The 13,364-nt window shown below is 41.1% G+C and carries 10 protein-coding genes; 9 read left to right on the top strand and 1 reads right to left on the bottom strand.

Features of this window, described 5'->3' with window-relative positions:
• The first annotated feature begins 90 nt into the window (after window positions 1-90).
• The 6 genes from ylqF to FC26_RS01320 all read left to right on the top strand — a co-directional run bounded on the left by ylqF (window position 91) and on the right by FC26_RS01320 (window position 6,701).
• Window positions 91-963, top strand: coding sequence for a ribosome biogenesis GTPase YlqF (gene ylqF, locus FC26_RS01295; protein WP_057777231.1), 873 nt, complete (start codon window positions 91-93; stop codon window positions 961-963).
• Complete coding sequence (locus FC26_RS01300; RefSeq protein WP_057777232.1) at window positions 956-1,723, top strand: ribonuclease HII; 768 nt, start codon at window positions 956-958, stop codon at window positions 1,721-1,723. The genes ylqF and FC26_RS01300 overlap by 8 nt, the downstream gene beginning before the upstream one ends.
• A 126-nt stretch (window positions 1,724-1,849) precedes the next feature.
• The gene (dprA, locus tag FC26_RS01305) at window positions 1,850-2,629 is read left to right on the top strand and encodes a DNA-processing protein DprA (protein ID WP_191978868.1); all 780 of its coding nucleotides are present in this window, start codon (window positions 1,850-1,852) and stop codon (window positions 2,627-2,629) included.
• A gap of 98 nt (window positions 2,630-2,727) precedes the next feature.
• Entirely contained in the window at window positions 2,728-4,848 is a 2,121-nt protein-coding gene (topA, locus tag FC26_RS01310; RefSeq protein ID WP_057777234.1) for a type I DNA topoisomerase, read from the top strand.
• Between the two features lie 61 nt (window positions 4,849-4,909).
• The gene (gene xerC, locus FC26_RS01315; protein ID WP_057777235.1) at window positions 4,910-5,845 is read left to right on the top strand and encodes a tyrosine recombinase XerC; all 936 of its coding nucleotides are present in this window, start codon (window positions 4,910-4,912) and stop codon (window positions 5,843-5,845) included.
• Window positions 5,829-6,701 (top strand): aldose 1-epimerase family protein, encoded by an 873-nt coding sequence (locus FC26_RS01320; protein ID WP_057777236.1) that lies wholly within the window; start codon window positions 5,829-5,831, stop codon window positions 6,699-6,701. Before xerC ends, FC26_RS01320 begins: the two co-directional genes overlap by 17 nt.
• A 44-nt stretch (window positions 6,702-6,745) precedes the next feature.
• Here the strand turns inward: FC26_RS01320 and plsY are convergent, their stop codons facing one another.
• Window positions 6,746-7,363 (bottom strand): glycerol-3-phosphate 1-O-acyltransferase PlsY, encoded by a 618-nt coding sequence (gene plsY, locus FC26_RS01325; RefSeq protein ID WP_057777237.1) that lies wholly within the window; start codon window positions 7,361-7,363, stop codon window positions 6,746-6,748.
• A gap of 263 nt (window positions 7,364-7,626) precedes the next feature.
• On the opposite strand from plsY, the gene parE reads away from it, so the two are divergent.
• The 3 genes from parE (at window position 7,627) to FC26_RS01340 (ending at window position 13,339) form a co-directional block, all read left to right on the top strand.
• Window positions 7,627-9,696 (top strand): DNA topoisomerase IV subunit B, encoded by a 2,070-nt coding sequence (parE, locus tag FC26_RS01330; protein ID WP_057777238.1) that lies wholly within the window; start codon window positions 7,627-7,629, stop codon window positions 9,694-9,696.
• Window positions 9,697-9,719: 23 nt separating this feature from the next.
• Window positions 9,720-12,170 (top strand): DNA topoisomerase IV subunit A, encoded by a 2,451-nt coding sequence (gene parC / locus FC26_RS01335; RefSeq protein ID WP_057777239.1) that lies wholly within the window; start codon window positions 9,720-9,722, stop codon window positions 12,168-12,170.
• Between the two features lie 185 nt (window positions 12,171-12,355).
• Window positions 12,356-13,339, top strand: coding sequence for a LysR family transcriptional regulator (locus FC26_RS01340; RefSeq protein ID WP_057777240.1), 984 nt, complete (start codon window positions 12,356-12,358; stop codon window positions 13,337-13,339).
• The last annotated feature ends 25 nt before the right edge of the window (window positions 13,340-13,364 follow it).

Genomic DNA, 13,364 nt, shown 5'->3' on the forward strand with positions numbered 1-13,364 from the left:
CAACGGGACACATGGCACAAAAGTGGTACCATTAAGAAAATTTATCAGAGCAAGAGCTTGAAAGCCTTGCTACGAAAGGGGATATACACTATGGCAACTATTCAATGGTTTCCAGGACATATGGCGAAAGCTTTACGACAAATTCGTGAACAAATGTCGCTGGTTGATATTGTTTTTGAGTTGGTTGATGCACGACTCCCATACTCGTCCCTTAACCCGGAAGTGAAAAAAGCAATGGGAGATAAACCACATCTGTTAATCTTGACTAAACTTGATTTGGCCGACCCAGGTGTCACACAAAAATGGATTCAATATTTTGAACATCATGGACAGCCTGTACTGGCTGTTGACTCACGTGATCGTAAAGTCGCAAGTTTGGTCACTAAAAAAGCACAAGCTGTACTTGAAGAAAAACGGTTATCACAGCAGCAAAAGGGTATGCAGGAACGTGCTATTCGGGCAATGTGTGTGGGTGTCCCGAATGTTGGGAAATCAACACTATTAAATCACCTAGTAAATCGAAATGTGGCGACGACTGGAAATCGTCCTGGTGTAACGACTGGCCAGCAATGGTTACGATTATCCGCGGATTTGGAGTTACTGGATACACCTGGCGTACTGTGGCCTAAGTTTCAAACTCAAGAAATTGGGGTCAAACTGGCACTATCTGGAACAATTAAGGATAGCTTATTTCCTAAAGACGATGTGGCCTTGTTTGCAATTCGGCATTTACGAACCGTTCATCCAGAGACAGTTATTGACCGTTATCATATTTCCGAAACGGATATGTCAGAACAAGCTAGTGATGCTGACGTCTTATTGGCGATTACAGCTAAATTAGGGTTTAAAGATGACTATGACCGGGCAAGTGAACGACTCATCTTTGATTTTCGAAAGGGCAAGCTTGGTCGATTATCGTTGGAATCACCAGCTGATACGATTGGAGCAACAGAAGTTGACTAGGCTAACCATTAAAGAAATTAGAATGCGATTACAGGATGAGACAAGCCTTGAGAGCGAGTTTGTTCGCTCGTTGGATGATGACCCTAGAAAGGGTGTTCAAGCTACGCTAGCCGCGTTTAAAAGGCGAATAGAGCAAGAATTAGTTCGTCGCAAGTCGTTTGAACATCGATTTATGTATGAAAAGCAGTTTTGGCAAAGCGGTATTCAATATGTGGCGGGCATTGATGAAGTTGGTCGGGGCCCTTTAGCTGGTCCGGTGGTCACAGCGGCTGTCATCATTGACGATCATTTTGATTTAATGGATGTTACTGATTCTAAGCAGTTAAGTGCTCATCAGAGAGAGCAATTGTATCTACGAATTATTCATGAAGCAGTAGAAGTTAATATTGCTGTTAAGGACAACCACTTCATTGATCGAGAAAATATCTATCACGCCACACAGTTGGCAATGATCGAATCCGTTAATGGCTTGCAGCACCATCCGGGTCAATTAATCGTGGATGCAGTACCGCTGCAAATTGATATTCCACAGACAACCCTAATTAAAGGTGATCAGAAGAGTATTAGCGTTGCTGCCGCCAGTATTGTGGCTAAAGAATATCGAGATCATTTAATGGCGGTGTACGATCAACTTTATCCCGGATATGATTTTGCACATAATATGGGATACGGTACTCAGAAACATATTGCGGGACTCAGGACGCAAGGCATTACACCGATTCATCGACTTTCTTTTTCACCTGTGAAAAAATATCAGTGATTTTTAGAAAACATCTCGTACTTTAAATAGGTAGGAGGTGTTTTTATTAACGTTCGAGAATTTATTCTTAAGCTTCATTTATGTGAGGGTGTTGGAATTAAAACGGAGTTTCAAATCTATCAGGCAATGATTGATCAGCCATTTCACGGTAATATCAAGGATATTTGTCAGTTAGCTGGACTCACGCAGCATAAAACGCTGCAAATTACGACGAGTTGGCATAGTCAAACATTAAATAATCAGGTCCAACAGCACATCAAGCAATGTCCATTTATTACCATTTTTGACGAACAGTATCCGCTTCAATTACGAGAAATTTATTGTCCACCGCTAGTTTTATTCTATGCTGGTGATATTGGTTTATTAAAGTCGACCATGTTAGGAGTCGTCGGTGCTCGAAAAAATACCAGGTATGGTGCACAGAGTATTCGGTGCATTTTACCAGGCGTTATCCAGCATTCAATTACGGTAGTTAGCGGTTTGGCAACCGGGATTGATGGCCTTAGCCATATGACCGCGTTAGAAAATCACGGACGTACAATTGGTGTGATTGGAACCGGATTAGATGTTTCTTATCCCACACAAAATCAAGCACTGCAGACCGAAATGGCGCGAACACAGCTCGTCATAACAGAGTATCCATTAGGGGCTCGTCCCTACCGTTCTCATTTTCCAGAACGGAATCGAATTATTGCGGGATTATGTGAAACACTATTAGTTGTGGAAGCCCAAGAAAAAAGCGGCAGTTTAATTACTGCTAGTATTTGTGTTCAGGAAAATCGAAACGTATGTGCGATTCCAGGTCGAATTACTGATTCGATGTCAGTGGGGTGTAATCAACTCATTGCAGCCGGCGCAAAACCGGTTTTGACAGCTGAAGATTTGCTCCTAGAGTTTCGAAAATAGTGGATTGCATTTGACATCGCATTTTTTTTGAAATAAGATGGTTGAGATATTTACGGTAACGTACAATAGACATTATGTCATTTTTAAGGAGTTCGATGATGGTAGAAAAATCTACGAGCAAGCCTAAAGCACGTAAAGCGAAACCGAGAGCAAAGGCTAAGAAAAAATTAGTGATTGTCGAATCACCATCAAAGGCGAAAACAATCGAAAAGTACCTTGGACGTACTTACAAAGTGGTGGCAAGTATTGGCCACATCCGAGACCTACCAAAAAGTCGGATGGGTGTTGATATTGAAAACAACTATGAACCAGACTATATCTCCATCCGTGGTAAGGGCGATGTCATCAAGGAATTACGTAAGGATGCTAAAAATGCTAAAGAAATTTATTTAGCATCTGATCCGGATCGTGAAGGAGAGGCCATTGCATGGCATGTTTCTAATATCTTAAAATTAGATGCCAATGGTAAGAACCGAGTTACGTTTAATGAAATTACCAAGGATACCGTTAAAGAAGCGTTTAAAGAACCTCGTAGCATCAATATGGATTTGGTAGATGCACAACAAGCGCGGCGAATTTTGGATCGACTAGTGGGCTATTCGATTAGTCCAATTTTATGGAAAAAAGTAAAAAAAGGATTGAGTGCTGGGCGAGTCCAATCTGTGGCCCTTAATCTAATTATTAAACGTGAAAAAGAAATTCAAGCATTTGAACCGCAAGAATACTGGACTATTGATTCCGAGTTTAAAAAGGGACGTAGTAAATTTGCGGCCGCATTTTATGGTGTTGCAGGAAAAAAGCAGGACCTGTCCGATAATGAAGCTGTTCAAAAAATTTTGGGGCAGTTAGACCGTAAGGGTGATTTTGAAATCACTAAGGTGGTCAAAAAGGAACGGCGGCGTTCACCGCAACCACCATTTACCACGTCTACCATGCAACAAGATGCGAACCGTAAATTGAATTTCAGAACACGAAAAACGATGATGGCGGCGCAACAACTGTACGAAGGAATTAACATTGGCAAAGGTGGTGCGGTGGGGTTAATCACCTATATGCGTACCGATTCAACGCGAATTTCATCGATTGCGAAGCATGAAGCCTCACAATTCCTGCATGAAAAGTATGGGGCTGAGTATGCGGCAACTAAACCAGTTAAGGGGAAATTGCCGGAAGGTGCGCAAGATGCGCATGAGGCCATTCGGCCGACGTCTGTATTTCGGACACCTGCAGAAATGAAGCAGTACCTTACTAACGATCAATACAAGTTGTACAACTTAGTTTGGTCGCGATTTGTTGCAAGTCAGATGACACCACAAGTTGTGGACACAATGACAGTTACAATTACGCAAAACGATGTTGATTTTCGGGCAAACGGATCAAAAATTAAATTTCCTGGATTTACTAAAATTTATAGTTCTGGTAAAGAAAAGGACAATGTTTTACCTGATTTGCAAGAAGGCGAAATGGTGCAACTGGTTAAGACAGATCCTAGTCAGCATTTCACTCAGCCACCGGCACGCTATTCTGAAGCTAATTTAATTAAGGCGTTAGAAGAAAATGGTGTTGGACGTCCATCAACTTATGCGCCAACGCTAGATACGATTCAGCGACGGTACTATGTGAAATTGACAGCACGGCGGTTTGAACCCACCGAACTAGGCGAAATTGTCAATACGATTATTGAGGATCAATTCCCAGATATCGTTAATGTGAAATTTACAGCCAAGGTTGAAGATGAACTTGATGAAATTGAAAATGGTAAGCAAAATTGGGTTAAGGTAGTTGATGAGTTTTACAAACCATTTTCTAAGGAAGTTGATCAGGCCGAAAAAGACGTAGAAAAAATTGAGATGAAGGATGAACTTGCCGGAATCGATTGTGAAATTTGTGGCGCACCGATGGTAGTTAAGATGGGACGTTACGGAAAGTTCTATGCTTGTTCACGTTTCCCCGATTGTCGGAACACAAAAGCGATCGTCAAGGATACAGGAATTACCTGTCCGAAATGTCATGAGGGGACTGTTGTTGAACGTAAATCGAAGAAGAATCGCGTCTTCTATGGCTGTTCACGTTTCCCAGATTGTGACTTTGTTTCTTGGGACAAACCAATCGGCCGAAATTGCCCTAAGGATGGGCACTTCTTGGTTGAGAAGAAGGTTAAAGGCGGTAAACAGATTGTCTGTCCAAATGGCGACTACGAAGAAGCCGTTCAAAAATAGTGCCTAAAAAAATTGAAATTTCCTCCATAGTCTGTTAGCTTCAGACTATGGGGGCTTTTTTATGGCAGAAAATTTAGTAGCATTATTTTTAAAATATCTCACCATTGAGCGGCAATATTCTGAGGACACAGTCAAAGCCTATGCGGAAGATATTGACCACTTCAAAGCATTTTTGAAGGAAAATGGTGGTATGAAGCAATGGCAAGATATTGATAAACTTGATGCTCGTGTATATCTCACTTATTTAAATGAGAAGCAGTATCAACGAAGTACAATTTCACGTAAAATTTCTAGTTTGAGATCTTTTTTTAATTTTCTCAATAAAAATGAGTTGGTTGGTGGCAATCCATTCAGCAATATTGTCCTTAAACGGCACCAAGAAAAGTTACCCCGGTTCTTTTACGAACAGGAAATGGATGCCCTGTTTAAGGCCGCCAAGGGAACAGGAAAACCGCTAGATACCCGAAATTCTGCAATACTAGAAGTCCTGTATGCGACTGGTATGCGGGTGAGTGAATGCGCTGATTTAACCATGCATCATGTTGATTTTGATGTCCAAATGATGTTGGTTACTGGGAAGGGCGATAAAGAACGCTATATTCCATTTGGACACTATGCCAAGGCAGCCTTACAAACTTATTTTGAACAATGCCGGACGCCCTTAATGAACCGGTATCAGCAAGATCATGACTATGTTTTTATTAATCATTATGGTAAGCAAATTACGGCTACCGGGATCGAATATGCTTTGAATCAGGTCATCAAGCAGAGCAGTTTAACAACCAAAATTCATCCCCACATGATCCGGCATACTTTTGCGACCCACATGTTAAATAACGGTGCCGATTTACGCAGTGTTCAGGAACTGCTAGGCCATGCGAGTTTATCGACGACTCAAATTTATACCCATGTTACTCGGGAACATCTTCAACAGGATTATCAAAAATATTTTCCGCGAGCTAAAAAGGAGAACGTAGACGATGATAGAACTGAATAATGAAAAGTTGCATGTTGAATTTAGTGAAACAGGTGCACAACTAATCCGCCTGCAAGATCAAAAAAATGGTCGCGATTATTTATGGTCTGGTGATCCAACGTATTGGCGTTTCAGCGCACCAATCTTATTCCCAATAGTTGGTCGATTAAAAAATGATCAATACGAGCATCAGGGCCAAACCTACACGATGCATCAACACGGATTCGCTCGTGAGAGCGAGTTCAAGGTGGTTGAGAAGAATCGGACACAGATTATTTTTGAACTTACGTCAGCAATGCATCAATTTGATAACTACCCCTTTGAATTCATACTCCGCGTTACCTATCAACTGAAGGCTGATGAATTGACCATTTCGTATCAGATCACAAATCCGGGTGAAGATGAACTATTCTTTTCGATTGGTGCTCATCCAGCATTTAACGTGTCACTGGACGAAAATCGAGAACTAGATCATGTGCGTCTGTCGGTCACGCCACAGCGAATTTATGATCAAGTTAAATTAATTGGTCCATATAGTGATATTCAGCATCCCCAAAAACTCGATTTAACCCAGCCTCTTGAGCTAAAACGTGAGATGTTTGACAATGATGCACTTATTTTGGATCTGCAAGGACAAGCAATTGAACTGACTCTTAATAGCCAAGATAATCATGGTGTTAAAGTATTCCTGGATGACGCACCATATGTGGGTGTCTGGGCACCATATCCCAAAAAAGCACCGTTTGTCTGCATTGAACCATGGTGGGGAATTGCTGATCAGATTAATGCGAGTGGCCGACTAAATGAAAAAGCAGCAATTAATCAATTAGCGAGTCATGCATCCCAACAAATGCAGTACAGAATAACCCCTTTTTAATGAAATAAAAAACGACCGATACGTTGAGTACCGGTCGTTAGTGATTATGAGTTCTTTTTATGTCGTAAGTAGTTCCCTAACCCAAATGAAACCATTGATTCGGTACCATTAAAAATACGGGAAATGTTAGAGCGATGACGCCATATAACGACAATTGACAAGATACCGGCAATGATCGCTAATATCCAGTCCTGTAAAAAAAGTGCAACGATTGTTGTGAGTGTAATGCCAATGATACTTGCGGCACTCGCCATGCTGGTTAATAACAATGTTGAAACAAAAAACGTGCTGGCCATTAAAAATAGCAATGGGTTATAGGCCAGAAGAATACCGGCACTGGTCGCAACGGCCTTACCGCCGTGAAAATGATCGAAGATGGAACAGGTATGGCCTAACGAAGCAAAAAGTCCAATGACCAAAGGATTAACATGCGACATGCCAAATAGATAGGGCTGACTAGCAGCAAGTGTTCCTTTAAGAATGTCAATCAATAAAACAGCGATTCCAGCTTTTTTACCGAGTACCCGGAATGTGTTAGTCGTTCCAATATTGCCACTTCCTTTTAGACGAATATCTTCGTGAAAAAAGAGTTTGCCAATCCAGACGCCTGATGGAATTGAACCCAGGAGGTAGGCGATTATTATCATTATTGCAATTTTCATTATCGGCTCCTTGAAATTTAATCCCAACTATCATAACATGAACGTCTTAAAATTCAAATACAGACCTTGTTAAAAGGGTTGCAAGTTCTGTTTTTTTCGGTATGATTGTTTAGTGTTTAAGCAAGGATCGCGGACAAATCAAGGATTAACGTTGTAGTTTATTAGCCATTTTTTTGAAATGCGTATATAATGAACTGTTGACTGTATCGTTAAGGTGTGCGTACTATGAAATAATATTTTGCTGAAGTAAGGAGTTTTTTTGAGTGGCGAAAAAGAAATCAAATTATGATGATTCATCAATCCAAGTGCTTGAAGGACTAGAAGCCGTTCGAAAACGGCCCGGAATGTATATTGGGTCTACCGATGCCCGAGGATTGCATCATTTAGTATATGAAATTGTTGATAATGCTGTTGATGAAGCATTATCTGGGTTCGGAAAAGAAATTAGTGTCATCATCGAAGCGGATAATGCAATTACGGTTCAAGACTATGGCCGTGGTATGCCGGTCGGTATGCACGCATCTGGAATTCCTACCGCTGAGGTCATTATGACGGTACTTCATGCCGGTGGTAAGTTTGGTCAAGCAGATGGTTACAAGACGTCTGGTGGACTGCATGGTGTGGGTGCGTCAGTTGTTAATGCCTTATCGGAGCATTTGACACTTACCATTGTCCGTGACGGGTTTAAATACCAGGAAAAGTTTGAAAATGGTGGACACCCAGTCGGGACCCTTGAAAAAGTCGGTAAGACACGGGATCCTAATGGTACGCGGGTATCATTTAAACCAGATGCGACGATTTTTACAACCGTTGTTTATAATTATCAGACCCTTGCCGAACGCCTGCGAGAATCGGCCTTTTTACTTAAAGGTGTCAAGATTACGTTGACGGATAAACGTGTGGGACAAGAACAAGAAGAGATTTTCCAGTTCGATGAAGGAATTAAACAATTTGTTGAATACTTGAATGAGGACAAGGATACATTAGGAGACGTCCTATATTTTGATGGCGACAAAGATGGTGTCGAGGTAGAAGTCGCTGCACAGTACAATGATGGTTATTCTGAAAATGTCTTGTCATTTGTTAATAACGTTCGAACACCGGATGGCGGAACGCACGAAGCCGGAATGAGAAGTGCTTGGACTAAAACGTTTAATGACTATGCACGGAAGGTAAACTTACTGAAAGAAAAGGATCGTAATTTGGAAGGTAGCGATGTCCGTGAGGGACTGTCTGCCGTTATTTCAGTGAGAATTCCGGAGCGTATTCTACAGTTTGAAGGTCAAACCAAGGATAAACTCGGAACACCCGAAGCACGAAAGATTGTCGATGCAGTCATAAGTGAGCAGCTAGGCTATGCATTGATGGAAAATGGCGAATTTGCACAAATGCTGATTCGTAAGTCTTTGCGTGCCCGCGAAGCTCGTGAAGCCGCTCGTAAGGCACGTGATCAGTCCCGCAGTGGTAAAAAACGTAGCAAGCAGGAACGGTTGCTATCAGGTAAACTAACGCCGGCCCAGTCTAAAAATGCTAAGAAAAACGAACTTTTCTTGGTCGAAGGGGATTCGGCTGGTGGATCTGCCAAGCAGGGTCGTGATCGTCGTTTTCAAGCGATTTTACCGCTTCGTGGGAAGGTATTGAACACAGAAAAGGCTAAGCTGGATGATGTGCTAAAAAATGAAGAATTAAATACTATGATTTACACAATTGGCGCTGGTGCCGGTTCCGAATTCAAGGTTGAGGATTCACATTATGACAAAGTTATTATTATGACTGATGCCGATGATGACGGGGCTCATATTCAAATTTTATTACTCACATTCTTCTACAAGTACATGCGGCCAATGATCGATGCCGGTAAAATCTATATTGCACTGCCGCCCCTGTATAAATTACAGAAGGGCCGCGGTGATAAAACCAAGATTGAGTATGCTTGGACCAATGAAGAACTAGCTCAGGTTTCTAAAACATTTGGTAAGGGCTCAAGTCTCCAACGGTTTAAAGGGTTAGGCGAAATGAATGCGGATCAACTATGGGAAACCACGATGGATCCGGAAACTAGAACGCTGATTCGGGTTAGAATTGAGGATGCTGCGCTTGCCGAGCGGCGTGTGACAACGCTAATGGGTGACAAGGTAGAGCCACGTCGTAAATGGATTGAAAGCAATGTTCAATTTACGATGGAGGAAGACGACAGTATTTTAGATAAGCAGGAATCAGCAACGACTGATTCTGCTGAAGAAACAACAATAACGTCTCAACAACCGACCATTAGTACCTGGAATGACCAAGATGATCAGCTAGATTTATTCAATGGATCAAAACGAAATTAAAAAAATGAAGAGAGGTAGCGCTAGTGAGTGAATCAAAAATTCAGGAATTAACACTGGAAGACGTGATGGGTGATCGTTTTGGTCGCTATTCGAAATCGATTATTCAAGAACGTGCGCTCCCTGATATTCGTGACGGATTAAAACCAGTTCAACGTCGAATCCTATTCGCTATGAATAAGGATGGTAATACGTACGATAAAGGGTTCCGCAAGTCGGCTAAGTCTGTCGGAAATGTCATGGGTAACTTTCATCCCCACGGGGATAGTTCTATTTATGAAGCACTGGTTCGTATGAGTCAGGACTGGAAACTAAGAGCACCGCTAATTGAAATGCACGGGAATAATGGTTCAATGGATGGGGATCCGCCGGCCGCTATGCGGTATACCGAGGCACGGCTCAGCAAAATTGCTGGATTGATGCTGCAAGATATTGACAAAAAGACGGTTGAAATGGTTCTTAACTTTGATGATACCGAGTATGAACCAACAGTATTACCAGCTCGAATTCCTAATTTACTGGTAAATGGAGCAACCGGTATTTCTGCCGGCTATGCAACGGATATTCCACCGCATAACCTAGCTGAAGTTGTCGATGCTTTAATTTATTTATTATCCCATCACGATGCAACACTAGAGCAGTTGATGGACTTTATCCCGGCGCCTGATTTTCCGACAGGTGGAATTATTCAAGGGATTGACGGAATCAAGAAGGCCTATCAAACTGGTCGTGGTCGAATTGTGGTTCGGGCAAAGACAAACATTGAAGAATTGCGTGGCGGTAAGTCGCAAATTAATGTTACCGAAATTCCCTATGAAGTGAACAAGGCACAACTCGTTAAACGTATTGATGAAATGCGGATCATGAAAAAAGTTGAAGGAATTGCTGAAGTTCGCGATGAAACTGATCGTAATGGTCTGTCGATTGCGATTGAACTAAAACGTGAAGCTAATGCACAGGGGATTTTGAATTTCCTATTCAAGAATACTGATCTACAAATTAATTATAATTTCAACATGGTGGCGATTGACCATAAACGGCCTGAACGGGTTGGACTGAAACGATTCCTTGAGGCTTACTTGGCCTTTCAAAAGGAAATTATCACTAAGCGAACTAAGTTTGATCTCGATAAGGCACAGACACGGTTACATATTGTTGCCGGTCTAATCAAGGCTTTGTCAATTCTTGATCAGGTAATTGCAACAATTCGAGCTAGCAAGAACCGAAAAGATGCAAAGCAGAATTTAATTACTCAGTATGCATTTACAGAGCCTCAAGCCGAAGCAATCGTTACCTTACAACTGTATCGGTTAACCAATACAGACGTGACTGAATTAGAAGACGAACAAGCGCGGTTAGAAAAAGATATTGCTGGATTTAAAGCTATTTTGGGCGATGATCGCAAACTGGCACAGGTTGTTAAAAAGGAACTGCTACAAGTAAAAAAACAGTTTGGTGATGCTCGGAAAACGCGGGTTGAAGAACAGGTTCAGGAACTTAAAATCGATACTGAAGTATTGGTACCTGATGAAGATGTGGTTGTCCTTGTGTCTCACGATGGCTATATTAAACGGAGTAGTACGCGTTCTTATAGTGCTTCGGATACGGATGATAACGGTTTGAAAGAAGACGATTATCCAATTCTACTGGCTAAGTCGAATACATTATCACATCTATTTTTGTTCACTAATCGGGGGCATTTAATCTACCGCCCTGTGCACGAAATTGCAGATGCGCGTTGGAAAGACACCGGTGAACACATTTCACAGACCATTGGTTTAGCAGATGATGAACGAATTATTAAGGCAATGACCTTCGATGATTTAGAGAAGGAAAGTGGTACATTCTTGATGGCTACCAACGATGGCTATATTAAGCAAACTGCTTTTAAGGATTATCTGCCCGGACGAAACTATAAGAAACATCCAAGCACGTATATTAAACTAAAACAAGAAACGTCAGTTGTTCTAAATGTGACTTATTACCGACCAAACAGCGTTAATCAAACTGTCTTGCTGATGAGCTATACTGGATTAGCACTGAGATTTGATTTGGCAGAAGTGCCAACTAACGGTGCGCGTACGGCTGGTGTGAAATCCATGAACTTACGAGATGATGATTGTGTCGTTAATATGGCATTGTGTGACGAAGGTGATAATATTGCCTTGATTACTACTCGTGGTGCGTACAAAGAGATGAAACTCGAAGAGATTCCAACAACATCACGGGCACGGAAGGGTGTTTTGATTCTTAGAGAATTAAAAACTAATCCTCATCGAGTGGCAGATTTTATCGATTATCCAGCTTCGTTTGAAGGCGCCCTTGAGATTATTACCGACCGTCCAATCATTCAAGACGTTCTTACAAACGATCATCCGTTAGGATCACGGTATTCGAATGGATCTTTTGTATTAGATACTGATACCCAGGGGTTGCCAATTTCGCTGCGGCGTAAACTCTTACAATTGGTTGTTTAAATAAAATTAATAAATTCATCACATTTTTTATATATTTTTTTCGCTTTTCTTTAGGTTAAGTGTAGTAAACTGATTACGTTGATTAATTTACGCTTATTCTTTGTAAATCGATCTCTCATCACTTATAATAAATCTATGATTTAATGATTATAGAAAAGATAAGAACTGAAAGGAAAGTAAACTGCATGAATACTAAACAAGAAAGTATTTTTTCATCAAAAACCCTGACATACTTCCTTCAATTAACGGAAACGATGAATTATACCCAAGCAGCGCAAATCTTAGGAATTACCCAGCCAGCACTGACCCAACAAATTAAAAAACTGGAAAGAACAGTGGGTGCACCATTATTTTATTCAGTAGGTAAGAAACTTAAGTTGTCAGATGCCGGGTACACCATGCTTAAGACGACGCACAATATTTACGATCTGTTGAATGAAGCAACCGATGAAATCCAACAGGCAACGAGTGCTAATCATGGGGAAATTCATTTAGGAATTCTGGCTTCAATTGAAACACAAGTATTAGAGGAGTTTGCCATTCGTTACTATAAGGCTAATCCCGATATTCATTTAACATTCCATATGTTAACCAGAAAAGAAATTTGGGATGGCTTGGAAAACAATCAAATCGATTTAGCCATTATGTATTTACCAGACGATAGCATCAAAAACTGGAAGCCATACGATTCTAAGAAAATTATGAGTGAAGATCTACTCTTTATTCATCATGATGCAGAATTGGAAGGTAAAAAGAAGATCAAGCTTAAGAAGACGCTGGATCATCCGTGGGTAACCTATCCGGTTGGCTATTATCTTGATCAAATGGTCAAAGAAGCCTATAAAAATCAAATGGTTGATCAACCTGATATTATTGCCCGGTTTACACAGTCTGGGCAAATCTACCGGTTCATGAAAGAAACTGATTCTTATACGGCATTACCAAAAAGTTATGTTCTTTCACGTTTTGATCGTGATACAATTATGACAGCTACTTTTGAGCCGCAAATTAAGTTTAATCTTTCATTTGTTTATCGGACGGCAAAGGATCAAATTCCGCGGATTGCACAATTCTTGGAAGAATTTGATGGATTCCTTGAAGAACGTGATTATTATCAACGTATCGATGACATCGTGAAGGCAGAACAGGATGAAGCCGAACAAAAGTAGGTGACGATATTATTGCAGGAGGAGA

It is taken from the genome of Paucilactobacillus vaccinostercus DSM 20634 (assembly GCF_001436295.1).
GTDB classification, from domain to species: Bacteria; Bacillota; Bacilli; order Lactobacillales; family Lactobacillaceae; genus Paucilactobacillus; species Paucilactobacillus vaccinostercus.

What these genes read in the sequence shown, in the direction of transcription:
- ylqF (WP_057777231.1), top strand. Translation starts at nt 91, where the DNA reads ATGGCAACTATTCAATGGTTTCCAGGACATATGGCGAAAGCTTTACGA.
- dprA (WP_191978868.1), top strand. Translation starts at nt 1,850, where the DNA reads ATGATTGATCAGCCATTTCACGGTAATATCAAGGATATTTGTCAGTTA.
- topA (WP_057777234.1), top strand. Translation starts at nt 2,728, where the DNA reads ATGGTAGAAAAATCTACGAGCAAGCCTAAAGCACGTAAAGCGAAACCG.
- xerC (WP_057777235.1), top strand. Translation starts at nt 4,910, where the DNA reads ATGGCAGAAAATTTAGTAGCATTATTTTTAAAATATCTCACCATTGAG.
- FC26_RS01320 (WP_057777236.1), top strand. Translation starts at nt 5,829, where the DNA reads ATGATAGAACTGAATAATGAAAAGTTGCATGTTGAATTTAGTGAAACA.
- plsY (WP_057777237.1), bottom strand. Translation starts at nt 7,363, where the DNA reads ATGAAAATTGCAATAATGATAATAATCGCCTACCTCCTGGGTTCAATT.
- FC26_RS01340 (WP_057777240.1), top strand. Translation starts at nt 12,356, where the DNA reads ATGAATACTAAACAAGAAAGTATTTTTTCATCAAAAACCCTGACATAC.